21 protein-coding genes and 1 pseudogene are annotated in these 24,694 nt (G+C 38.6%); 17 read left to right on the forward strand and 5 right to left on the reverse strand.

The annotated features are described in order from the left end of the window. Positions 1 to 41: 41 nt before the first annotated feature. From MJY40_RS02380 to MJY40_RS02405, 6 genes and pseudogenes are all read left to right on the forward strand, one after another. Positions 42 to 1,706, forward strand: a complete 1,665-nt coding sequence (locus MJY40_RS02380; RefSeq protein WP_317855484.1) for an S-layer homology domain-containing protein — start codon at positions 42 to 44, stop codon at positions 1,704 to 1,706. A 206-nt stretch (positions 1,707 to 1,912) separates the two neighbouring features. Then, positions 1,913 to 2,524, forward strand: a pseudogene (gene pth, locus MJY40_RS02385) (aminoacyl-tRNA hydrolase); the annotation flags it as partial. Positions 2,525 to 2,748: 224 nt separating this feature from the next. Beyond that, positions 2,749 to 6,249 (forward strand): transcription-repair coupling factor, encoded by a 3,501-nt coding sequence (gene mfd, locus MJY40_RS02390; protein WP_317855485.1) that lies wholly within the window; start codon positions 2,749 to 2,751, stop codon positions 6,247 to 6,249. A gap of 89 nt (positions 6,250 to 6,338) precedes the next feature. Then, on the forward strand, positions 6,339 to 7,334 hold the full coding sequence (locus tag MJY40_RS02395) for a hypothetical protein (protein WP_317855486.1): 996 nt from the start codon (positions 6,339 to 6,341) through the stop codon (positions 7,332 to 7,334). Between the two features lie 261 nt (positions 7,335 to 7,595). Further along, positions 7,596 to 8,420 carry an EFR1 family ferrodoxin gene (locus MJY40_RS02400; protein ID WP_317855487.1) on the forward strand — a complete coding sequence of 275 codons (825 nt, stop codon included), beginning with the start codon at positions 7,596 to 7,598 and terminating at the stop codon, positions 8,418 to 8,420. A 15-nt stretch (positions 8,421 to 8,435) separates the two neighbouring features. Beyond that, positions 8,436 to 9,335 (forward strand): LysR family transcriptional regulator, encoded by a 900-nt coding sequence (locus tag MJY40_RS02405; protein WP_317855488.1) that lies wholly within the window; start codon positions 8,436 to 8,438, stop codon positions 9,333 to 9,335. Between the two features lie 747 nt (positions 9,336 to 10,082). On the opposite strand, the gene MJY40_RS02410 is transcribed toward MJY40_RS02405, so the two are convergent. From MJY40_RS02410 to MJY40_RS02420, 3 genes are all read right to left on the reverse strand, one after another. Further along, a complete protein-coding gene (locus MJY40_RS02410) occupies positions 10,083 to 11,483 on the reverse strand; it encodes a DUF2812 domain-containing protein (RefSeq protein ID WP_317855489.1) in 1,401 nt (466 codons plus the stop codon). After that, the gene (locus MJY40_RS02415) at positions 11,480 to 11,800 is read right to left on the reverse strand and encodes a PadR family transcriptional regulator (protein WP_317855490.1); all 321 of its coding nucleotides are present in this window, start codon (positions 11,798 to 11,800) and stop codon (positions 11,480 to 11,482) included. The genes MJY40_RS02410 and MJY40_RS02415 overlap by 4 nt, the downstream gene beginning before the upstream one ends. 243 nt (positions 11,801 to 12,043) lie before the next feature. Continuing rightward, complete coding sequence (locus MJY40_RS02420) at positions 12,044 to 12,493, reverse strand: hypothetical protein (protein ID WP_317855491.1); 450 nt, start codon at positions 12,491 to 12,493, stop codon at positions 12,044 to 12,046. A gap of 237 nt (positions 12,494 to 12,730) precedes the next feature. On the opposite strand from MJY40_RS02420, the gene MJY40_RS02425 reads away from it, so the two are divergent. Both MJY40_RS02425 and MJY40_RS02430 read left to right on the forward strand, forming a co-directional pair. Further along, positions 12,731 to 13,429 carry a 5'-methylthioadenosine/adenosylhomocysteine nucleosidase gene (locus MJY40_RS02425; protein WP_317855492.1) on the forward strand — a complete coding sequence of 233 codons (699 nt, stop codon included), beginning with the start codon at positions 12,731 to 12,733 and terminating at the stop codon, positions 13,427 to 13,429. Between the two features lie 116 nt (positions 13,430 to 13,545). Further along, on the forward strand, positions 13,546 to 14,403 hold the full coding sequence (locus tag MJY40_RS02430; protein WP_317855493.1) for a mechanosensitive ion channel family protein: 858 nt from the start codon (positions 13,546 to 13,548) through the stop codon (positions 14,401 to 14,403). Between the two features lie 139 nt (positions 14,404 to 14,542). Here MJY40_RS02430 and MJY40_RS02435 read toward each other — a convergent pair whose 3' ends face one another. Beyond that, entirely contained in the window at positions 14,543 to 15,712 is a 1,170-nt protein-coding gene (locus MJY40_RS02435) for an IS110 family RNA-guided transposase (RefSeq protein WP_317855494.1), read from the reverse strand. Between the two features lie 260 nt (positions 15,713 to 15,972). On the opposite strand from MJY40_RS02435, the gene MJY40_RS02440 reads away from it, so the two are divergent. Next, positions 15,973 to 16,176 (forward strand): DUF951 domain-containing protein, encoded by a 204-nt coding sequence (locus tag MJY40_RS02440; RefSeq protein ID WP_317855495.1) that lies wholly within the window; start codon positions 15,973 to 15,975, stop codon positions 16,174 to 16,176. Between the two features lie 288 nt (positions 16,177 to 16,464). Here the strand turns inward: MJY40_RS02440 and MJY40_RS02445 are convergent, their stop codons facing one another. Further along, positions 16,465 to 16,668, reverse strand: coding sequence for an Arc family DNA-binding protein (locus MJY40_RS02445; protein ID WP_317855496.1), 204 nt, complete (start codon positions 16,666 to 16,668; stop codon positions 16,465 to 16,467). Positions 16,669 to 16,858: 190 nt separating this feature from the next. Between MJY40_RS02445 and MJY40_RS02450 the strand changes: the two genes are divergently transcribed. The 8 genes from MJY40_RS02450 to MJY40_RS02485 all read left to right on the forward strand — a co-directional run bounded on the left by MJY40_RS02450 (position 16,859) and on the right by MJY40_RS02485 (position 24,326). Next, entirely contained in the window at positions 16,859 to 17,188 is a 330-nt protein-coding gene (locus tag MJY40_RS02450; RefSeq protein ID WP_317855497.1) for a DNA-processing protein DprA, read from the forward strand. A 353-nt stretch (positions 17,189 to 17,541) separates the two neighbouring features. After that, positions 17,542 to 18,357: a Cof-type HAD-IIB family hydrolase gene (locus MJY40_RS02455; protein WP_317855498.1), complete on the forward strand. Its 816-nt coding sequence runs from the start codon at positions 17,542 to 17,544 to the stop codon at positions 18,355 to 18,357. Beyond that, positions 18,354 to 19,652, forward strand: coding sequence for a tRNA (N(6)-L-threonylcarbamoyladenosine(37)-C(2))-methylthiotransferase MtaB (gene mtaB / locus MJY40_RS02460; RefSeq protein WP_317855499.1), 1,299 nt, complete (start codon positions 18,354 to 18,356; stop codon positions 19,650 to 19,652). The genes MJY40_RS02455 and mtaB overlap by 4 nt, the downstream gene beginning before the upstream one ends. 101 nt (positions 19,653 to 19,753) lie before the next feature. Further along, positions 19,754 to 20,014, forward strand: coding sequence for an IreB family regulatory phosphoprotein (locus tag MJY40_RS02465; RefSeq protein WP_317855500.1), 261 nt, complete (start codon positions 19,754 to 19,756; stop codon positions 20,012 to 20,014). Between the two features lie 17 nt (positions 20,015 to 20,031). Next, positions 20,032 to 20,463 (forward strand): Holliday junction resolvase RuvX, encoded by a 432-nt coding sequence (gene ruvX / locus MJY40_RS02470; protein WP_317855501.1) that lies wholly within the window; start codon positions 20,032 to 20,034, stop codon positions 20,461 to 20,463. A 188-nt stretch (positions 20,464 to 20,651) separates the two neighbouring features. Continuing rightward, entirely contained in the window at positions 20,652 to 20,957 is a 306-nt protein-coding gene (locus MJY40_RS02475) for a DUF1292 domain-containing protein (RefSeq protein ID WP_317855502.1), read from the forward strand. 329 nt (positions 20,958 to 21,286) lie between these two features. Then, the gene (locus tag MJY40_RS02480; RefSeq protein ID WP_317855503.1) at positions 21,287 to 22,969 is read left to right on the forward strand and encodes a ribonuclease J; all 1,683 of its coding nucleotides are present in this window, start codon (positions 21,287 to 21,289) and stop codon (positions 22,967 to 22,969) included. 238 nt (positions 22,970 to 23,207) lie between these two features. Next, on the forward strand, positions 23,208 to 24,326 hold the full coding sequence (locus MJY40_RS02485; RefSeq protein WP_317855504.1) for a ribonuclease HII: 1,119 nt from the start codon (positions 23,208 to 23,210) through the stop codon (positions 24,324 to 24,326). Positions 24,327 to 24,694: the final 368 nt, after the last annotated feature.

Raw genomic sequence — 24,694 nt, forward strand, 5'->3', positions numbered from 1 at the left:
AGAGTTATGCGGTATTGCCCTAAAGTTTGAGGAGGAATACTATGAAAATAAGCAAAATGATTGCTATGGTGTTGTCTGTAGTAATGGCAAGTCAAATGATGGTACCAATGGCATTTGGTGCAGAAACAGAAGCGAATGAAGTGGTGGCAATGGAAGGATTGCATCTTATGGATGCAACAGAAGATGTATCTGGAGGTGGATATACTTTCGATTATGAAGCAGATGGCTCTACATTCACTGTTACAGATGATGTGGTGATTCAAGATACATTTGGAATTATATTGCCAGCGAATGCAACTTTGTTGGTGGAAGCAGATGCAAGTTTGACCATTTATGCAGAAACATATGGCATTTATGCAGATGGTGATATGGATTTGGTGTTGGATGGTGATTTGAGCATTGTTGTTGGCATGGAAGGTGCAACTATGGAAGATCCTTTGTATGCCATTGTGGCAGCAGGTACATATGATGCAGATGGTAACTACAAAGGTGATGGTAATTTAAATATCACATCAACTGGCAATGTGGAAATGGTTGCAAGAGATGGGATTTATAGTAGTGGTGATATGAATATCCTAGGTGGCACTTGGAATATGATGGCGTATGTTGTGCTTTCCAGCAATACAAATGATGTTACAGTGGAAGATGGTATTTGGAATATTGTTGCCAATTCAGGGATTGCTGTATATGGTGGAAATGCAACCATTGTAAATTGTGAATTTTATGCAAATGCAATTTATAGCATCAGTGCAGCAGAAGGTATTATGACCATTGGCGATGGTTGTGTGGTTATGTCTGATGGATGTTTTGTAGGTAAAGATATCGTCATATCTGAAAATAGCGATATCAATGGGATAATTGGTTATTGCACAGAGGATGGAAGTTTGGAAGAACGTCCTTGGACAGTAATGATATGTGGGGATGTGGTATTTACACATATGGCAGCAGAATCAGGATTCTACAACGATCATATTGTTTTTGCAGAAGGTGCAACATTGACCATTGCAGAAGAAGCTATGTTTAGTTTGGCACCAACAGAAGGCAGAGAGGGAGATACAGGTAGTACCATGGACACAACAGGTGGTACCGTTACCAATCATGGTGTTATGATTTTCAACGCAGGTACAACAGAAGAAGAAATTGATGCTATGCACATCCAAGGCAATGGTGCTGTAGGCGTTATGAATGCAGTGGAAGATCGTTATTCTGTGCCTTTTATAGATGTGAGCACAAGCAATTGGTTCCATGATTCTGTGTATCTTGTGACAACATTTGATTTGATGGAAGGCATCAGTGAAGTGGAATTTGCACCAACAGCAACTGCAACATACGAAATGTTCCTTGGTGCTATGTATGCTTTGAGTGGTGAAAATACATTGCCAGCATATGCAGGTGTTTCTGCTGTGGATTGGGCAGTGGAACGTGGTATTTTGGAAGAAGTGACCCCAGATGCACCAATTACAAGAGAACAAATGATTGCAATTTTGTATTTCTGTGTGGGAAGTCCTATAGCAGAAGGAGATTTGAGCCAATTTGTAGATGGTGAAACCATTTCTGAAGATGCAAAGGATGCTATGATTTGGGCAGTAGCTGAAAGTTTGATTGTTGGTCATCCAGATGGTACATTGGATGCAACTGGTGGTGCAACCAGAGCACAAATCGCAAATCTTTTGTTTAGGTTGATTCAAAATATGATGGCACAATAACATAAAAATACAATGGAGATGGGGATAAAACCTCATCTTTTTTGTTGTACCACGACTGAAATATAATATCATAGGGGAAGATATCATCTTCTGGTTGTGTTGTGATAAATACAATTCCACACCAATTGCATGGTAGGGCTTTCTTCCATCATCATTTTATGATACAATAAACTCCAAATGAACAGAATGAAATTTTAGGAGGAAATATGGGACTTTTTGATCGGTTTCAAAAACAAGAAAATGGACAAGATTTCTTTATGATTGTTGGCTTGGGTAATCCAGGCTCCAAATATGAAGGCACCAAACACAATGTGGGCTTTGATGTCATAGATCGACTTGCAAAAAAATACAATATAGAAGTATCGAAATTCAAAAACAAAGCATTTGTTGGTGATGGACGTATCAATGGACAACGTGTGCTTTTGGTGAAACCACAGACATTTATGAATCTCAGTGGTGAAAGTGTGCGTGAATTGGTGAATTTTTATAAAATACCACAAGAAAATTGCTTGGTGATTTTTGATGATACCAGCTTGCCAATTGGTCAGTTGCGTATTCGTGAAAAGGGCAGTCATGGTGGTCACAATGGCATTCGCAATATCATTGCACAAATGGGGACAGATGTGTTTTGGCGTGTCAAAATGGGCATTGGCGAAAAACCAAATGGTTGGGATTTGGCAGATTATGTTCTTGCAAAATTTGGAAAAGATGATTTGCCTTTGATGGAACAAGGTTTGGATAAAGGTGTTTTGGCAGTGGAATTGATTTTGGAAAAAGGATTCCAGTCTGCAATGAATACCATGAACAAAAAACCAAAACCACCTAAACCAGAAAAACCAAAAGTGGAAAAACCAGAAGAAGCAGAACCAGAAACAAAACCAGAAACAAAACCAGAAACAAAACCAGAAACAAAACCAGAAATGTAATTGTAGGGAACAGTCTTGACTGTTCCGCAACACCAAAGATTCTTCGTTGCACTCTGAATGACAGAGCGTTGCATCGTAACACATAAATCTCAAATACAATACAATCGAGGTAAATCATGAAAGCACTTTTAGATCCATTATTGGAACTCCATCCATACCAACGTATTTTGGAGGGTATACAAAACAATCGTACTCCTGTTTTTGGAACAGGTGCTGTTGGCGTGGAAAAAAGCCATATTTTCTATGGTTTGGGTGCACATACCAAAAGACCCATTCTTATATTGACCCATAGTGAGCTCCGTGGACGTGAGCTGGCACAAGAACTTGCCTTCTTCCATAGCGATGTGATGTATTATCCAGCAAAGGATATTTTGTTTTATAGTGCAGATGTTCATGGTCAAGAGGTTGGTCGTAGAAGATTCCAAGTCATAGAGAGTTTGCTTGCTGGAAATCCACCAATTTTGGTGGCATCTATGGAAGCTTTGTGTGAGCGTTTTGTGGAAAAAGAAGAGTTTCAGAAATTTATTTTGGAGATTTCTGTGGGTGATGTTTGGAATATCAATGAATTGATGAAAAAATTGATTTTCCTAGGATATGAACGTACAGAAATTGTGGAAAGTCGTGGTCAATTCTCTTTGCGTGGCGGTATTTTGGATGTGTTTTCTTTGACAGCAGAAGAAGCAATTCGTATCGAATTTTGGGATGATGAAATCGATTCCATTCGTGCAATGGAAGTGGCAACACAACGTTCCACAGAAAAGTTAGACAAAACCACCATTTTTCCAATGAATGAATTGGTATATGCAGAAGAAATGGCAAAGGTTGCAGCAGACAGAATCACAAAGGAATATGTCAAAACCAGAAAAGCAATGGAGAAAACAGAACGCCTAGAAGCAGCGGAACGTTTACAGGAACATGCTGGTGAAGATGCAGAACGTTTGCGTTTGGAAGGTAGACTTTCCAATGTAGGTGGATATATTTCGTATTTTTATGACAAAACCGTAAGTCTTTTGGACTATATACCAAAGGATACCATTTTGTGTTTGGATGAACCAGATCGCATTCATACCCATATGGAAACGGTGATGGACGAATATTCAGAAAGTATGAAGGGTAGAATAGCAGAAGGCTATTTGTTGCCAAAGCAAAGTGAACTTTTGTTTTCATATGCTGAAGTTTTGCATAAAATGGATGGATTTGTAACCGTTTTGTTGGCTGGACTCAACCAAAGAGCTGTGGATTTTTCTCCAAAAGAAATGGTGCATTTTATGGCACATACAACACCATCCTTTGGCAACCAATTGACACTATTTTGTGAAGAATTGCAATTCCTCAAAAAAGAAGGATATCGTGTGTTGATTCTCACAAATTCTGGCTCAAAAGGACAAAGAATGGCTAGAGATTTGGAAGATTTGGGTGTCTATGCCACCTATGTGGAAAATTTAAACCAACCAATGGCAGTAGGCAGCATTTGGGTCAGTCGTGGCAATTTGGCAAAGGGTTTTCGTTACGAAGCCTGTAAATTGGCAGTGTTTTCAGACCAAGAATTGTTTGGTGGTGAAAAGAAACGCAAACCAAAGAAAAAGAAAAAAGGTGCCACCATTGAAAGTTTTACAGATGTGAAAATTGGGGACTATGTGGTACATGACGACCATGGTATTGGCATCTATGGTGGTTTGGAGAAAATCACATTGGAGGGCATCCAAAAGGATTATATGAAAATTTCTTATCGTGATGGTGGAAATTTATATGTATCAGTGAACCAAATGGATCGGGTGCAAAAATACATCGGTAGTGGTGGTGGTGCTCCAAGAATGAACAAATTGGGTGGTGGAGATTGGGCAAAAGCCAAAGCCAAAACACGGGCAGTGGTACAAATTTTGGCAGAAGATTTGGTGGCACTCTATGCAAAACGAGCAGCAGCAAAGGGGTTTGCCTGTGGAGTGGATACCTCATGGCAAAGTGAATTTGAAGAAGCATTTCCCTATGCAGAAACAGATGACCAACTCCATGCCATTGAAGATATGAAAGCGGATATGGAAAGTACCAAGGTTATGGACAGACTCATTTGTGGCGATGTGGGCTATGGTAAAACAGAGGTTGCAATTCGTGGTGCATTCAAAACAGTCCAAGAAGGAAAACAAGTTGCGTTTTTGGTGCCAACTACCATTTTGGCACAGCAACATTATCATAACTTTGTGGAACGTATGAGTGGATATCCCATTCAATTGGAGTTGCTTTCCAGATTTAGAACACCAAAACAACAAAAGGAAAGTCTTGCCAATATGAAAAGTGGTATGGGTGATATTCTCATTGGAACCCATAGAATTTTGTCCAAGGATGTGGAGTTCAAAGACTTGGGGCTTGTCATTGTGGATGAAGAACAACGTTTTGGTGTGGCACATAAGGAAAAGTTGAAACGTTTGCGTGACAATGTGGATGTATTGACCTTATCTGCAACGCCAATTCCAAGAACTTTGCATATGAGTTTGTCTGGCATTCGGGATATGAGTTTGTTGGAAGAACCACCACAAGAAAGACAACCTGTGCAAACTTATGTTATGGAAAACAATGCAGAATTTGTCCGAGAAGCAATCCACCGTGAAATTGCAAGGGGTGGTCAGGTATATTACTTGTACAATCGTGTCAATTCCATTGCAGAAGAAGCCTTTCGTTTGCAAAAATTGGTGCCAGAAGCCAATATTGCTTATGGACATGGGCAAATGTCAGAACGTGAATTGGAACGCATTATGGAAGGATTCATCAGTGGTGAAACGGATGTTTTGGTGTGTACCACCATCATAGAAACAGGTTTGGATATTGCAAATGCAAACACCATTATCATACAAGATGCAGATAAAATGGGGCTTTCACAACTGTATCAGCTTCGTGGACGTGTGGGTAGAAGTAGTCGCATTGCCTATGCATATTTGTTGTACCAACGGAACAAAATGTTGCGTGAAGTGGCAGAAAAACGCTTGCAAACCATACGTGAATTTACAGAGTTTGGTTCTGGTTTCAAAATTGCCATGAGGGACTTGGAAATTCGTGGTGCTGGCAATTTGTTGGGAGCAGAACAACATGGGCATATGGAAACCGTTGGTTACGATATGTATTGTAGGTTGTTGGAAGAAGCGGTGCAAACCCTAAAAGGAGAAGAACCGAAGCCAAAAACAAATGAAACGTCTGTAGATTTGCAAATGAGTGCTTTTATTCCAGATTTTTATATCAAAAACCAAGCACAACGTATGGAGATGTATCAAAAAATTGCAACCATACGCAATGAAGATGGCTATTTCGATATGATAGATGAAATGATGGATAGATATGGAGACTTGCCAAAGAGTGTACAAATTCTTTTGGAAATCGTACTCCTAAAAGCAGAAGCAAATGCACTTGGTATTGCATCCTTGGTACAAAAGAGGGATGTGGTCTTGGTGGGATTTGCAGAAACCGTTCATTTTGATACAGAAAAACTAACCAAAACCATTGTTGCAAGCAAGGGACAATATTTATTTACTGCTGGAGCAAAGCCATATGTGACCATAAAATTGGCAAAACAAAAGGGTGTTTCTGTAATAGACGAAATTAAATTGCTATTAAATCAATTAAAATGATGGTGTTTTTGGGTGAAATTGTGTATAATCAAAAGGATATGATTGAAACAATAAAAATTTGAATATGTATATGAGAAAGAGGGACCAAAATGAAAAAATTAAAAATGCTTGCCACCATGTTGGCGTGTGCTGTATTTGTAAGTAGTTGTGGCAGTAGTACCAGTGAACAAGTAGTGGTACAAGAAGAATTTTCTGATGCAGTCATTATGCAAATTGATGGCGAAGACATTATGAAATCAGAGTATATGGTGTATTTGTATACCACATCTCAAAGTTTCTTGTCTGCAATTGGTGCAGATGTTTGGACTATGGAATTTGATGGTATCACAGCTGATGATATGGTGGAAGAAAGAACTATGGAAACCATTCGTAAAGTGGTAGCAACCACAAAATACGCAGCAGAAAATGATATTTCTATGACAGATGAAGAAATTGCACAGGCAGAAGCATCTTCCATTGAGTTTGTGGCTTCTATTCCAGAAGAAGATGTTGCAAAAATGGGCGTTACAGAAGAAATTATGATCAAAGCTATGACAGAATCCTATTTGTTTGGTTTGGTGTACCAACAACTTGCAATGGGTTATGTTGTAGATGAAGCAGATTTGGAAGCATTCTATGATGAATACAGAGAAACATTTGTGGAAGAATACACATACTACAATATAGATAGTGTGGTTGTAGATGACGAAGCTGTGGCAGAAGAGGTTTTGGAAAAAGCAAAAGCTGGTGAAGATTTTGGTGTTTTGTTCGATGAATATGATGTGGATGAAGCAGCAATTGGCACTGAATCCAAAGGTAAAATGACAGCATATAAATCTGATTTCATGTCCGGATATGGTTTGGAAACAGCGCCAGAAGTTGGTGTTATTGATGAGATTTTCTACTTGAATGGTGTATACTACATTATGAAAATTGAAACAATTGAAATTCCAAATGAAGAAGAAGCAGAATCCTTGATGCAAATGGCATTTTTGGAACAAGAAATGTATGTCTATGCAGAAGAACAAGCACAGGCGATGCTTGCAGAACAAGAAGTTGTGTATATGGATGAAGTGTTTGCAACTGTAACACCATTCCACGATTGAGTAAAATAACCAGAACCCCTTTTCCAATTGGAGGAGGGGTTTTTGATTGGAGAAAATGCTTGTCATGTGTAGCAACATTGATTTTGTAGGGGTGGATGCCCACATCCGCCTGCAATGACTTTATCTTGAATTGGAACAAAGAATATCAAAATCCAAGTAAATGTGATGAAATTGTGCTTGTAATGATGTAATAAATCAAGTATCATATAAAGTAGAAAACTATCGTTTGTTTGATATGAGCTGGAAATGGTGGGATGACTTGTGAAACGCATCAAAAATGTTTATGCATTGTATTTCAGCCCGACGGGTGGAACAAAAAAAGTAGTGGAAACCTTAGCAAAAACCATAGCAAATCAGTTGGAAGTGGACTGTGTTGCAGTGGATGTCACTTTGCCAAATGCCAGATGGAAAACCCTTGTTTTTGGAACAGGGGATTTGGTGGTGTTTGGATTGCCGGTCATTGCGGGACGTGTACCAAATTTACTGTTACCTTATGTGGAAGAATGTATTGTAGGTGGTGGTGCTATGGGGGTACCTGTGGTTTCTTTTGGCAATCGTAATTTTGATGATGCTTTGGTGGAACTTCGAAATCTGATGGAACAAGCCAAGTTCCAAACAATTGCTGGTGGTGCTTTTGTCAGTGAGCATTCTTTTTCTAGGAGTTTAGGTGCTGGTAGACCAGATGCAAATGACTTAGAAGAAATCAAGGCTTTTGGTGTGGATATTGTGGAAAAAATCCAAAACAAATGGCAGTATGAAGCACCTGTTTGTGTGGCTGGAAACAATCCACCAAATCCATATTATACACCACGTGATCGACATGGAAACCACATTGATATCCGCAAAGTGAAACCAAAAACAACAGATGTTTGTACAGGTTGTGGCATTTGTGCATCTGTATGTCCATTGGGTTCCATAGACAAAGAAAATCCAAGTATCATAAATGGAGTGTGCATGAAATGTTGTGCTTGTGTGAAGCATTGTCCAGAAGGTGGAAAGTACTTTGATGATACAGGTTTTGTATATCATAAAGAGGAATTGGAAGCATTGTATGCAGAACGTGCCAAAATTGCATGTTTCTTGTAGAAAGAAGGTATTCTTGTGAAAGTAGATGTTTCTTTAGATTTATATCGTATTTTTTGTACAGTGGCACGCCTAGGAAATATGTCTGCTGCTGCAAGGGAGTTGTACATTTCCCAACCAGCAGTGAGTATGGCAATTCGTCAGTTGGAAGAACGTATGGGGAGTCCACTTTTGGTGCGTACTGCAAAAGGGGTATATCCAACAGCAGAAGGAAAGTTGTTGTATACCTATTTGGAACAAGCACTTGGACTCATTCATGCTGCAGAAGATAAATATTTCCAAATGATGCATATGGAAATGGGTGAATTGAAAATTGGTGCCAGTGATACGGTTATTGCCAATTTCTTGTTGCCCTATTTGGAAAAGTACCACAATTCCTATCCAGATATCAATATTAAGGTAACCAATAAAACCACATATGAATCTTTGCGTTTGTTGCGTAATGGTAGTGTGGATGTGTGCTTTGTCAATTTGCCCATTGCAGAAGAAGCGGATTTTGAAATCATCCCTTGTATCGAAGTACAAGATATTTTGGTTGGTGGTGAAAAGTTCAGAAAACTTGCAGAAACAGGAATCACTGTGGAAGAATTGTCAGAATATCCATTGCTTTTGTTGGAAGATGCCAGCAACTCCAGACGTTATGTGGATGCCTATGCAGAGGAAAATGGAATTGCATTGCAACCGATTTTGGAATTGGGCAGTAGCGACTTGTTGGTCAGCTTTGCACAAATCAATTTGGGACTGACCTATGTCATCAAAGAGTTTACCAAAGAAGCATTGGAAGATGGTAATATATTTGAAATTCCAGTGGAACCACCAGTCCCAAAAAGAAGTATTGGTATGGTAAAATTGAAGAATGTGGCAGCTTCCCATGCAGTCCAAGGGTTTGTGGAATTGGTGGATTTTTTTGAAAAGTAAATAAATAGAGTGTAATTGTAGGAGTGGATTGGATATCTGCTCCTTTTTTGCAGTTATGGGGATTGTACTTGTAATCTGTAGTGTAGCAGATGGCAAAACGAATTAATTTCATCTGGGAATTTATTCACTTTTTAGAACTTTTCAGACCTTACTTTTTGACACCAAAAAGTAACAAAAAGCACCACTACTTCCGAAGCGTGGAGCACGGTTCAAGGGGCTGCGACCCCTCGAAACTCCCTTGCAAGCGAAATCCTTTAGGTTAGAGAATGAATTGATTTTTGAGTATACTTCCTTCATGTCCAGTGACGCACAATTCTAGCTTATCAAAGTAGTAATTTAGAGGATTCCGCTTTGCAAGCAAAGGATGAGTGAAACCCTCAAAGCCACTATATAGAAGCTATTTTCAAGGTTTTGAAACAGTAATCAAGAGGTGAGGGGCTTGTCACTCACGGTCTAATCGTAGGGTTTAATTTTCTACACATCCGTCTATCGGGGTGATTTTTAAGAGGGTCGGGATAGACCCTTTTGAAGCGTGGCTCCACGCCTTCGCAAAGAGTGGCACTTTTGGGGTACCTTTTGGTGTCAAAAGGTACGGTCTGAAGAGCTCTAACATTTGAAAAAATTATAGTCTAAAATTATCACAATCATTTTCCTGGAAGATGATATCTTCCCCTACATTATACTACACATTATATAAATTACACGAAAACCCAGTCCAACAACATATTTGTCAGACTGGGATTTGCTTTATCTGGGTAATTCCAATTTTTCCACCACAATTTCTGTGGTTGCATCTGTCAATGCTTCTTCTAAAAATAGGCTGACAATGGTGTTGCCATAGCACAAATGGTATGTGCCAGTTGCTTCTCCATCATATAATCTATGATATGCTTTGTCGGCACCAAATGGTGTTGCATCCACTTCTTCCCAAGTGGTTTCTGTCCGCCATTCTTCCACTTCCAAAAGATAGTCCATTGCCACATCAAATGTCCAATCCATCTTACATTCTACGATATTGTATCGGATTTCAGGTGGTGGATTTTTCATGGGATACAAACCTTGGTAATAGTATGTTTGTTTCATGAAAATGGTTTCTTCCATCTCTTTTTCGTAGGAATAATCAGGGTGGCTTGCATCTGGGTACAAATCCTGTGCAGTCAAAGGAATTGCATCACTGAAAATCTCATAATCCATTGTGGCATTGGCAGAAAGCACCACTTCCACTGTACGATATGGGCGTTCTTCTTTGTTTCCAATATCGAAACGAAATGCCCAATAGCCAATGCCACCAAGGTATGCAAAAACAGTGACCATCAAAACACAAATGGAAACCACACGCACCACCATAGTGGATTTTGCTTTTTTCTTCATCAACTGCAAGATTTTTTGGAACACAAACACAACAATGGGAATGTAAGCCAATGAAAGGACAACAATTGCCAGACCTGCTTGTTGACCCATAGCAAAAAGAAACCAAAGAACCAGTAAGTACATTCCACAAAGAAAAATCTTTTGTACCATTCGTTCTGTACGATGTTCTTTTTCGATACAGCCACCACCAAGTGCAATGGATTTTTCTGACCTACGCAACCAAATCACATAAGACACCAACTGCATCCCATACATCAAAATCACAATGATATACATGGCTAGGACATAAATAGAGGTTTTGCTTGTGAGATAGCGAATGGGATCTAGTGTAATGGAAGTGCGTTGTGTCCAGATATTGAACCCAAAGAGCACAAGCATACTCAAATACACAGGCAATATGGATTTATTCATGCATTTCTTGATGTTTTCAAACTTCTCACCTTCATCTGTTTCAAATGGCGTGGGCTGTTCTTCTTCGCTCATGAAAATTTGCATTTGTCCATGTTCTGCTATGAAATGCCAACCACTTGCTTCTGCATAATCGTAATAGACTTCTTGGTTTTCTGTGGGGTGTGGATGGAAGATAGAACCCTCTGCAAAGAAAGTAACGGTGTAGTGTACTGCTTTGGGTTCTCCACGTCTAAATGTCCAGAAATAAGAACCAATGCTTTCTAGGAATAAGCCTTGTGTAGCGTATTTTTCCAGTTTGCGTTCCAAATCTGTGTAGTGATTGTATTGGAACATCATACTTTTCTTTACAGTGTCTTTTTTTCTCATAGGGAATTCCCCTTTCTCATTTGTTCGTAGTCTGCTGTCAAAGTTTGCAAACGCTTGTATTCTTTTTCCAAAAGTTCCTTTCCTAAGTTTGTAATCAAATAACTTTTTTTGCGATTTTCCACCTTGGTTTCTGCAATGAATTTTTCCTTTTGGAAGTTATCCAACAAAGTGTATAGTGTGCCAGCACCAATGACCACACGTCCACCAGTCAAATCTGATACCATTTTCATAATATCTACACCACAACATTCCACTTCCAAACAAAGAAGAATATAAAACATTTGCTCTGTTAGGGTTTGGTATTTTTCTCTAGCCATGAACTCATCCTTTCTAATATTGATATTCGATATTTATGAGTACAGAGTAACATCGAATATCAATATTGTCAAGAGAAAGTTTTGATATTTTTGTGATGAGTTGAAAGAACGGTCGATTCGTGAATCGACCCTACAGGCGTGAATGCAATTTGGTGATTTTGTAGGGGATGGGTTTCCCATACCGTTATATTGCAAACAACAAAAAAAGGATACTCCCTTAGGAATATCCCTTCAATACAAACCTTATTCTTCATCAATGATAACAACCATACCACCCATGCGACGATTCAACTCGCTTCTAGTGATTTTGATGATATTTGGTGTTACGCCATCAGGTTGTGCTTCCATGAAATATGCTTCTTCGTTGTCACAGTCGTTTTCATCCAACCAACCACCGAAGTAGGACAAGATGCAACGCATGATTTCCACACTATGACCCCAGTAATCCAAGTCCATGAAAATCATTCTGTTTTTGTCACCAGTTTTGGAGAATTTACGGCTTTTGTACACCATAGTGAACAAACGTCTTTCTTCACCTTTATATGTGAAATAAACCGCCATTTCGTTGCTTTCACCAAAACGGTTTTCATAGCGATTTACCTTTGCACTAGGGTCGAAGAACTTCAAGATAAATTGATACAATTGTTCCAATTCGATTTCTTTTGTGATATATGCATGTGTTTTTGCTGTCATATCGGTCACCCTCTCTTGGTTATATGATAAATATTTTGTATCCATATCATTCTTCTTGTATTATACAAGCATTGGCTAGGAAAAACAAGAGAAAAGCCAAAAAGCCATGAAAAAATATTGTTCAATCAGCAAAAGATAACAGCATTTTCTACAGTTTTATAAGATTTCTTGAAATTTCAAATTTCCTATGCTACAATAAAAAGAACTGCCCTAAAATAGAGAAATAGGAGTGAATATATGAAAAATATTGGTATCATTGGTGCAATGGAAGAAGAAATTGTTGCACTCAAAGGAAAAATGAAAATTACAGAAGAAAAAAACATGGTTGGTTTGACCTTCTATGTGGGAACATATGCAGGTAAAAACTTGGTTTTGGTGAAAAGCGGTATTGGCAAAGTGAATGCTGCCATTTGTGCACAAGCGCTCATTGATCGTTTCGATGTAGAAAAAATCATTATGGTAGGTGTTGCAGGTTCTTTGTCTGCTGAATTGCGTGTTGGCGATATCATTTTGTCTGAAGATGCTGTGGAACACGATATGGATACATCCCCATTGGGTGATCCAATTGGCACAATTCCACGTATGGAGGAAAGTTATTTCAAAGCAGATCAAGAATTGCTTCGTTTGGCATTGGAATCTGCAAAGGAAGTTGCAAAGGATTATCGTGTTTTGACTGGTAGAGTTGCCAGTGGTGACCAATTCATTTGCACAGAAGATGCAAAAGCCAAAATCCGTGAAACCGTTGGTGGTATGTGTGCAGAAATGGAAGGTGCAGCGGTTGCACATACTTGTTATTTGAACAATACACCATTTTTGATCATTCGTGCAATTTCTGATGGTGCTGGTGAAGATGCAGGTCTTTCTTTTGAAGAATTCTGTGTGATGGCAGCCCAAAGAGGTAGTGTATTGGTAGAAAATTTAATTGGCAAATTGTAATTTATATGTCAGAAAATATGTATTGTAGATATGAATTTCGTATTGCTAAAGGTAACACACTGTAGGGGATGGGTTTCCCATCCAGCAAATAATATAAACAATAAAGGAGATTTACAATGGAAGGAATCGATATGATTGTCTTGGAAAAGACATTGGAAAGTGCTATGAGTTTGGGTATCAAAGTGTTGCAAATTATATTGACATTGGTGGTATGTTTTGCATTGATTCGCTTTTCCCAGAAGGCACTGAGAAAATTTTTTATTGGACAAACCCAAAAGGAACGTCTTGCATTTTCGGAACGTAAGGCACAAACACTCAACTCCATCAGTTCTAGTGTGTTGAAATATGTCATCTATTTCATTGGGATTTTGTCAGTTTTACGTCAATTGGGTGTCAGCGATAGCTCCCTTGTGGTGGTTGCCAGTGCTGGTTCTGTTGCAGTTGGTTTGGGTGCACAAAGTGTGGTTGGAGATATGCTAGAAGGATTCTTCATTTTGTTTGAAGATTACTACGCAGTTGGCGATATTGTCACCATCCAAGGCATTACTGGTGTGGTAGAAGGTGTTGCACTTCGTTCTACAAAAATTCGTGATGTAGATGGACGTTTGCATATCATTCCAAATGGTTCTGTTGGAACTGTAACCAATATGTGTAATGAATATATGAATGCAGTTTTGGTCATTGGTGTTGCTTACAAAGAAAATATCGACCATGTATTGGTTGTTTTGCAAGATGAAATGACAAAAACAAGTGATATTGAAGGCATCATGGAAGCACCTATTGTAGTTGGCGTAGTGGCTTTGAATGAATCTTCTGTGGATGTGAAAATTGTAGCGAAATGCCAAGTGAAAACCAATCTTGGTGTGGAAGCAGAGCTTAGAAGACGTGTCAAAAACCGTTTTGATAAAGAAAATATTGAAATTCCATTTCCACAACGTACCATTCATATGGTGCAAAGTAAGACTAACTATTAAAAGTCAAGTCTAAAATGAAAGTTTTTGAATGAATTACAGAAATGTATTTCAGATAGATATTGAACATTGAAAACTGCATGACAAATAGAGCATCTCTATAGGTGCTCAAATTAGGAGATATTTGATAAAACGAATCAGGTCACTTTATATATGTTTCTCTTGTTTTTTCCAGTTGATAAATTACTCGTACAAGTTTTTTGGTAGCGTGGGAAATGGCAACATAATAATGTTTTCCCTCGGCTCGTTTTTTAGCTAGGTATGCCTTAAATGTTGGATCCCAATGACAAACATAGATTGTGGCATTAAATAATGCGTATCGCAGGTAGCGAGAACCTCGTTTTTCCATTTTAGAATGGGAAGATTCTAGCTGACCAGATTGATAGGTGGACGGTGATAACCCCGCATAAGCTAAAATCTTATCTGGAGAATCAAACCTAGAAAAATCACCAATCTCTGCAAGAATCATTGCACCCATGCGATAACTGATTCCAGGTATGGTTAGGATTGGAGATTCCATTTCATCTACAATAGCTTTGATTTCAACTTCTATTTCAGCGATTTCAGAATCTAACACTTCGATGAGTTCAATGGTGTGTTTCAATTCTAATGATTTGGCTGGCATATGAGAACCAATAGAAGTTCTGGCTGCATTACGGAATAGGATAGCCGTATTTTTATCATAGCGCCCTCTAGAAGCTGTTTCCAGAAGATTCGTCAATCTAGTCAAATGTGCATCGGCAATGGCTTTGGAACTTGGAAACTCAACCAACAAAGCATAAACGGATGCGATATGAAGTGTTGGCACCAATTTTTCCAATTCAGGAAATAGAATCGTTACAAGCCTAGAAATAGAAGTTTTTAATTTTGCCCGTTCTTTTACTTTATCAAAACGATAACGAGTGAGTGACTTTAGCTCTTCGTTGTGGTATGATGTATCTGAGTAGGACTTCAAGTTCACATCAGACATGAGCATAGTAGCAATCGTATGGGCATCGACTTTATCCGTTTTCGTCTTTCTAAGGCTTAGACTTTTTCTGTAAAGATTTGTATGTAACGGGTTGATAGTATAGGTGGTTAGACCTTTATCAAGCAGATACCCCAAGATGTTATAACTATAGTGTCCAGTGGCTTCAAGTCCTACTTTTACTTTGGTTAAATCATCGGAAAGAGATTCTACTCTTTGATAAAGTTCATCAAATCCATCTCGGTTGTTTGTGACGGTAAATGCTTTTGCAAGTATTTCCCCATCAGAGTTGGTCATAAAACAATCGTGCTTATCTTTAGCAACATCAATTCCTACGTAAATCATAAATAAATCTCCTATTTTAAAAGTATTTGATACTGTTTGGAACCACTGGTACTCTCTGCGATTGTAACCTCGTTCTAAATAAACCGTCATGCGGTATCTAACTAATTAACAAATAAACAAAGAGACTGTGGTTGGAGCCTTACTTAAACCATCAAGTGGTAGGAGGAATTCACCAATCCACAGTATCTAAATCAGCATAGCTTATACCTAAGAAAAGGTAAAGAAAAAGCTATGACTATATAATACGAGGAGGAAGCATAATGCAATTTTATGTTGGAGACATTGTACAAATGAAGAAAAATCATCCCTGTGGAGCTGTGCAATGGGAAATCTTACGTGTGGGTATGGATTTTCGCATCAAATGCTGTGGCTGTGGTCATATGGTCATGTTGCCAAGGGTAAAATTTGAAAAGAATGTAAAAAAGGTCATTTCTTCTACACATGTGGAGGAAAATACCCAATGAAAAGAACGCATCTTTGTGATAGGGATATCATGGAGATGCGTTTTTTGTTTGGCGTGTCGAAATTTGTAGAAATCAGACTGTTAAAATATCTATTTATCAAAACTTATGTTTGTACAAAATGCTTTTAAATAAAGTTTAGGTTAAGCCTTTTCAAAGGCTTACAGAGTTTGAGACAGTGTCTCAAGGTCTTAAATGCTTTAAAAGAGTGTTTTTGAAGGGTTTGGGGAACTTTTCACGACAGAAAAAAGTTCTCCAAGGTCTTGCTGTCGCTGTTATAAACCATAAACTTCACGATTTCTTACTGGGTTTTACATGCAAATGAGGAGGCAATACATCATGGATTTCACCATACTCCGCTTCGAATTTTTTGATATTTTCACGAATCAAAACAAGGACATGACTATTGACAGAACGACCTTCGTAATCTGCTACATATCCTATTTTATCCAGCATTTTATCTTCAATTCGTATGGATATACTTTTGATTGTCATGAAAATACCTCTCGTAACTATATGATATATCCATTTTATAGTCAAATAGCAATGTTATGTTGGATTTAGATATACAATGTATTCAAAAAATATCTTGTAGGGGATGGCGTCCCCGACATCCCGAGCAAACAACAATCACCCATTCAATCGTAGGGGCGACCTGTGGTCGCCAGCAATAGGAGGTATACATATGAAAGTTGCAGTCATTGGTTCCAGAAACTTATCCATCGAAAACCTAGAGAATTATCTACCAAAAAACACCACAGAAATCGTATCTGGTGGTGCAAAAGGCATTGATACCTGTGCCAGAAACTATGCTTTGGAACACAATCTACTGTTGAAAGAATTTCTACCAAACTATAGCGAATTTGGACGTGCTGCACCCATCAGACGTAATATTGAAATCATAGCATACGCAGACTATGTTTTGGCATTTTGGGATGGAAAGAGCAAGGGTACCGAATTTGTCATCAAACAATGCAAGAAAAAAGATGTAATTTGTGATGTGATTATGATATAAGCCCTCTTTTTGTTCGTGCAATATGGACACCTTTTTTGTTTGGAATAGCGTTTCCTCCTATATAATCACGATTTTTACTGGGAAACATTGGAATCTTCTTTTCTAACTTGCAAATGTAATTTTGGGTGTGGTATACTAAAATGTAGAATTGGGCGGAGACTATCCAGTACTCTGCGAGTACTTGGATACATTTGCTACGCAAATGATGGTACAAACAAATCAATTGTTTTACACAAGTGTAACAACTGATTCCTTTGTACCACGCATTCTCCGCTTTTATGGTATACTAAAAAGACTTATGGAGAACGGTGATAATTGAAACTTTGAATATATAGTATAAACAGGAGAATACCATGATTAAATTGATTGCAACAGATATGGATGGTACTTTTTTGACTGATGATAAAAAAATGGCGCAGGATACAGATGCAGTTTTGGCTAAGCTCAAAGAAATGGGCATTCGTTTCGTGGTAGCAAGTGGCAGACAATACCCAAGTCTGGAACGTCATTTCCCAAATCATTTGGAGGACATCATCATCATTGCGGAAAATGGTGCATTTGTAGCAGAAAATAAAGAAGAATTGATTTCCTATCCAATGAAAAAAGAGGATGTCATCCTTTGTTTGGATGTGATGGCAAAATTGGATCGTATAGAGCCAATTGTTTGTGGGAAATATTGCGGATACACCAAAAGTCCAGAAATTCAGGAGTTTTTCTCAAGACCACATTTGCAATATGAGATGGTTTTGGTGGAGGATTTGTATTCTGTTTTGGACGATGCCATCAAGGTGTCTGCCATTTTATATAATGGAAAAACAAACCAAGAAGGATATGACGAATTGCGTTCTGCCATTCATGAAGGGTTGTATGTTGCAACTTCAGGTGAAGGCAGTATTGATATTGGAACATTGGGTGTCAACAAAGGAGCAGCACTGGCAAAATTACAGGAACGCTTGGGCATTACTCCAGAAGAAACCGTTGTGTTTGGTGATCAATACAACGATGTGGAATTGTTGCAACAAGGATATTATAGCTATGCAATGGAAGCAGCAGAAGAAGGCGTGAAAAAATTTGCCAGATTCCAAGGTGGTAGCAACAACGATGGATTTGTAACCAAAGAAATTCGTCGTTTGATCGATATGGAAAAGAACGGAGAAAAAATAGAATGAAAAAAATAGCAAGTTACGCTTTGGGTTGTAAAGTCAACCAATACGAAAGCGAAGCCATTGCAGAATTGTTTGCAGAAAAAGGATATGAAGTGGTGGGTATTGATGAAGAAGCAGATGTGTATGTCATCAATACTTGTACAGTAACCAATTTTGGTGACAAAAAATCACGTCAGTTGATTCGACGTGTGAAACGCCAAAAGGAAGATGCCATTGTGGCAGTCATTGGTTGCTATGCACAAACAGCACCAGATGAAATTATGGCTGTGGAAGGTGTCAATTTGGTCATTGGCACAAAAGAAAGAGCCAAAGTTGTGGAAATGGTGGAAGAATACCATGCAGAAAATGGGGTACAAAGCCATGTTTCCGATATTATGAAAGAACGTGTTTTTGAGCGTTTGTCTGTACAAAAAATGGCAGATCGTACACGTGCTTATATGAAAATTCAAGATGGTTGTAGCCAATATTGTTCCTATTGTATCATTCCATATGCAAGGGGACCCATCAGAAGTCGTGATCCAAAAGATGTCATTGAAGAAGTGCATCATTTGGCAGATAATGGCTTCCAAGAAGTGGTTTTGGCTGGGATTCATGTGGCAAGCTATGGCAAAGATAGACGTGACACCAGTTTGTTGCAAATCTTAAAAGAAGTGCATCAAGTGGAAGGAATCAAACGCATTCGTTTCAGTTCCATTGAACCAAATGTGGTAACAGAGGAGTTTGCACAAACTATGGCAGATTTGCCTAAGGTATGTCATCATTTCCATCTTTCTTTGCAAAGTGGATGTGACAAAACCCTCAAAGAAATGAATCGTAAATACGATATAGCAACCTACAAAAAAGCAACAGAAACCTTGCGTAAATATATGCCAGATGTGGCTTTGACCACAGATATCATTGTTGGATTCCCAGGAGAATTAGAAGAAGATTTTGCTACAACATTTGACTTTGCAAAGGAAATTGGATTTGCAAAAATACATGTATTCCCATATTCTCCAAAAAAAGGAACACCAGCAGCAGAACGTAAAGACCAATTGCCAAATGCAGTGAAAACAGAAAGAAGTCACAAGTTGTTGGCATTGTCTGAAGAAATGGCAGTTGCATTTATGGAAGGTCAAATCGGCACAGAAACCGAGGTTTTGGTTGAAAAACAAGTGTCTGAAGGTGTATATGAAGGACATACTTCCAATTACATCAAGGTGCATTTTACTTCTGATATATCATTGGAAAATCAAATTGTGTCTGTAAAATTGCTGGAAGTTTCAGGAGAAATTGTTGGTGGCGCAAGAAAATTGTAAGGATATCAGAGGCTTTTGTCCAAGTATTGTGTTGCAATTGGACAGGGTTTATATTATGATAAATGGATAAGGATTGTAGACGGTAAATGGAGCGTGATTATATGAATAATATCAACGAAACTCAATATTTTGGACGTGTAGAAAAAGAACCAGAAAACGAAGCGAAAAAAATCCTCATTGCAGTCAGTGCCGCTTTGAAGGAGAAAGGATACAATCCTGTGAACCAAATTGTAGGCTATATTTTGTCAGGTGACCCAACTTATATCACAAGCCACATGAATGCACGTGCTATGATTCGCAAATTGGAACGTGATGAATTGTTGGAAGAATTGGTGAAAGATTACTTGAATCGTAACGATTGAGAAAGAGGATAAAACCATTGGGAATTTTAGGTTTGGATTATGGCGATAAAACCATTGGCGTTGCAAAAAGCGATGCACTTGGTTGGACAGCACAAGGATTGGAAATCATTAGACGAGATAATGCAGAAGCGTTCAAAAAACCAATGCGTCGTTTGGCAGAATTGGTGGAAGAGAATTCTGTGGATACCATTGTTTTGGGATATCCAAAAAATTTAGACAATACAGAAGGTGAACGTTGTGTGAAAACAAAGGATTTCGCAGAACGTATTGAAAGACGCTTTCCAAAAATGCAAGTGATTTTGTGGGATGAAAGATTCAGTACCATTGCAGCAGAGGGTGCTATGCGTGCAGCCGGTTTGGGACACGATAAAAGAAAAAGTTTGATTGACAAAATGGCAGCTGTGCATATTTTGCAAGGGTATTTGGATAAACTAAATAGAGAAAAATAAATGATACCACAAATAAAATGTGGATGCAATTGTAGGGTAGGGTCTTGACCCTACCGTAATACCACAAATCAAAATGTGGACATAAATGTATGGGCGATTCACGAATCGACCGCAGTATAAAATATGAATGCAATCGTAGGGTACGCATTGTATGCGTACTGTAATACTTGAACATAAGGAGAAAACAAATGGCAGATATTTTTGAAGAAGTAGAAGAATTGGAATTTGAAACCGTAACAATGACAGAAGATGATGGTACAGAAGTGGAATTTTCCATTATTGATAATGTAACATGTGGTGGTGAACGCTATCTTTTGGTGGTAGAAACCGAATTTATGGATGATGAAGAATCCGAAGCGTTGATTTTGAAAGAAATTGCAATCAACACAGAAGATGTGACTTATGAAGTGGTAGAAAATGACGAAGAATTTGATCGTGTTGCAGATTTGTTTGCACAAAATGGCGACGACTACGATGTAGAAATCCAAGGCTAAATTGTAATTTGAAAATGAATGGACAGGGTAAACCCTATTCTATATATTATGGAGAAGAAGAAACACACAAAAACAAAAAGCTGGCAGTAAGGGTTGTATCAAAGACATAAGACGGAGATATGGATTTGGATGCAAAAAAAGGACTGCTCTTTTTGTGCTTGTGCAAATTAAGACTTTCTGGCAAAGGTGCTATGGGAAAGTTTTGTTTTGATGTGAATTTTGAACCAAAAACGATAATAAAAGTGATGGAAAAAGAGATGGTTTTTACTCTTCATTCTTCACTTTTCACTGCGGGTGCAAAGCATTCGCCTAATATGGAGGTGTATTTTTTGGCAGGTAGAAAACCGAAACCAAAAGCAAAGGTGAAAGTCATTCCTTTGGGTGGATTAGAAGAAATTGGAAAGAATATGACAGTAATTGAATATGGCAACGATATGATTGTCATTGATTGTGGCTTGGCATTCCCAGAAGATGATATGTTGGGGATTGATTTGGTGATTCCAGATACCACATATTTGGAAAAAAACCAAGATAAATTACATGCAATTGTTTTGACACATGGTCATGAGGATCACATTGGTTCTTTGCCATATGTATTGCAAAAAGTGAAAGTTCCTGTGTTTGGTACTTTGCTCACAAGAGGCTTGGTGGAAAACAAATTGCGTGAACATAAGTTGTTGGATAGCGTGGATATGCATACAGTTGTGCCTGGTGAAAAGGTGAAATTTGGTCAATTGACAGTGGAATTTATTCATACCAATCACTCCATTGCAGATGCAGTTGCAATTGCAGTGCATACACCAGCAGGTGTGATTTTGCATACAGGTGACTTTAAGGTGGATTATACTCCAATTGATGGGGATATCATCGATTTGCCACGTTTTGCAGAACTTGGAAAAGAAGGTGTGTTGCTTCTTATGAGCGATAGCACCAATGCAGAAAGACCAGGCTTTACCATCTCCGAGAAAAATGTAGGTAAAGTCTTTGATAAATTGTTTGAAGAAACACCAAAAAATCGTATTATGGTGGCAACTTTCTCCTCCAACATCCATCGTATTCAACAAATTGTCAATTCTGCGTATCAATACAAACGTAAGGTTGCAATCATTGGTAGAAGTATGGTGAATGCTGTGAAAACAGCTTCTGAGTTGGATTATTTGCAAATTCCACCACGTACTTTAATTGAAATCAACGAAATCAAAAATTACAAAGATGAACAACTTGTCATCATCACAACTGGTAGCCAAGGGGAGCCAATGTCTGCTCTTTCTAGAATGGCTATGAATGAGCATCGTCAAGTGAGCATCAAACCAGATGACAAAATCATCATCAGTGCTTCTGCAATTCCTGGTAATGAAAAAAGCGTATTTCGTGTGGTGAATTTGCTTTTGAAAGCCGGTGCAAATGTGGTTTATGGCGATATGGAAGATATCCATGTGTCTGGTCATGCTCGTCAAGAAGAATTGAAATTGATGTTGGCTTTGACCAAACCCCAATATTTCATGCCTGTTCATGGTGAATTTATGCATTTGTCTGCTCATAGAGACTTGGCTTTGTCTATGGGTATGGATAAAAAAGACGTGTTTATCATGAAACTTGGTGAAGTTTTGGAAGTCAATAAAGCCGAAGCAAAAGTCAATGGTTCTGTACCAGCAGGAAGAATCATGGTGGATGGTCTTGGTGTTGGCGATGTTGGAAATATCGTTTTGCGTGATAGAAAACATCTTTCTGAAGATGGTTTGATGGTGGTTGTTGTGACAATGGATCGTGAAAATGGTACCATTATTGCAGGTCCAGATATCATTTCTCGTGGATTTGTATATGTACGAGTTGCAGAAGATTTGATGGATGAAGCAAGAGCTGTTGTTCTCAAAGCTTTGGAAGAATGCGAAGAAAAGAACATCACAAGCTGGAACTATATCAAAGGTGTGATCCGTGACACTTTGAAAAATTACTTGTGGCAAAAAACAAAGAGAAGCCCAATGATTTTACCCATTATTATGGAGGTATAATCAAACAACCACAAACTAAAATGTGGATGCAATTGTAATATGTAATACGAAATAATATGCAACCAACTAGCCGTGGGACACTGTTCTACGGCTTGGATTTTATTGGAAATAACATAAGATGTGTGGAAACAAACGGGATGTCGGGGACGCCATCCCCTACACGATCGAATGATTGAAATATGAACGCAACCCTGTAGGGGCGACCTGTGGTCGCCAGCAATAAAATCGAGGTGAACCTATGCAATCCATCAAAGAAATCAAAGAGATTCTCACAACTTGTCCTGTGGAAGATGTGGATAACACCTGTCAATTGTTTGAAACAGATGAAAGAAAAGGTGTGCAACAAGCAATTGTTTTTGCGAAAAAACGATTGTCAGCTCATTTGGCAGAGCAAGAACGTCTGGAATTGATTTTGAAATATGAACGTGAATGTTATGCTGCTGGCTACGAATTTGTGGCTGGAATTGATGAGGTGGGTCGTGGACCATTGGCAGGACCTGTGGTTGCTGGTGCTGTCATTTTGCCTAGAAATTGTAAAATTGAAGGCATCAACGATTCCAAGAAATTATCTGCAAAAAAACGAGAAGAACTCAATGAAATCATCCTAGAACAAGCAGTTTCTTATGGCATTGGTGTGGTATCACCAGAACGCATTGATGAAACCAATATTTCTTTGGCGGTGTTTGAAGCGATGCGAGATGCAATTGGTCAGCTGTGTCCATCACCAGACTATATTTTGGCAGATGCGGTTACCATTCCACAGGTACCCATACCACAAAAAGGTATTATCAAAGGGGATGCCAAAAGTGCTTCCATTGGTGCAGCCAGTATCATTGCAAAGGTGTATCGTGACCGTTTGATGGCAGAATATGATAAAGTGTATCCAGAATATGGATTTGCCAGCAATGCAGGTTATGGTTCTGCAGCACATATGGCAGCTTTGCGTGTTCATGGTGAAACACCGATTCATAGAAAAACATTTTTGCGTAATTTCCATGAAGAAGAAACCAATCGTGAAAAGGGTGTTTATGGTGAAGAACTTGCTGTCAAACAAATGAAGAAGATGGGTTACAAAATCCTAGAACGCAATTTCAAACGAGCTGGTGGCGAAATTGATATCATTGCTGAAAAGGATGGGTATACTGTTTTTGTGGAAGTGAAATATCGCAAAGGTAGAACGATGGGTGAACCGTCAGAAGCAGTCACCAAAGGCAAACAAGAAAATATCATCCAAACAGCAGAAAAATACATATCCGAAAAGGAATTGGATGGCGATTTCAGATTTGATGTAGCAGAAGTGTTGGAAGAAGACAATAAGAAATATTTCCGATATACAGAAAATGCGTTTACGAAATAAAGGCAAAAGAGAAGACCTTGGAGCTCTGCTCCAAACCACGCAAGGGACTTGTCCCTTGACCCGTTATGCACAAACTACGTTTGTGCGGAGAATAGGAAGAAGATATGATTGCCATAAAATTGGAATGTAATGGCGTGTAGGGGAGGATAGTATCCTCCCGCAATCAATCATCGAAACCAAACGGGCGACCAAAGGTACGCCCCTACAATCAATCACCAAACCCAAATCGGTGAATGTAAAAATAAAATAACCATAGCGCAAACGTAGTTTGTGCAAATAAAGTTTGGATTGAACCTTTTCAAAGGTTCATGGGTGTGGGCAAAGTCCACGGTCTTGTACTTGACCTTTATCTTTTGATCTTTCAGGAG

The sequence above is a fragment of the Chakrabartyella piscis genome (genome assembly GCA_030067835.1).
In the GTDB taxonomy this organism is placed as follows: Bacteria; Bacillota; Clostridia; order Lachnospirales; family Anaerotignaceae; genus Chakrabartyella; species Chakrabartyella piscis.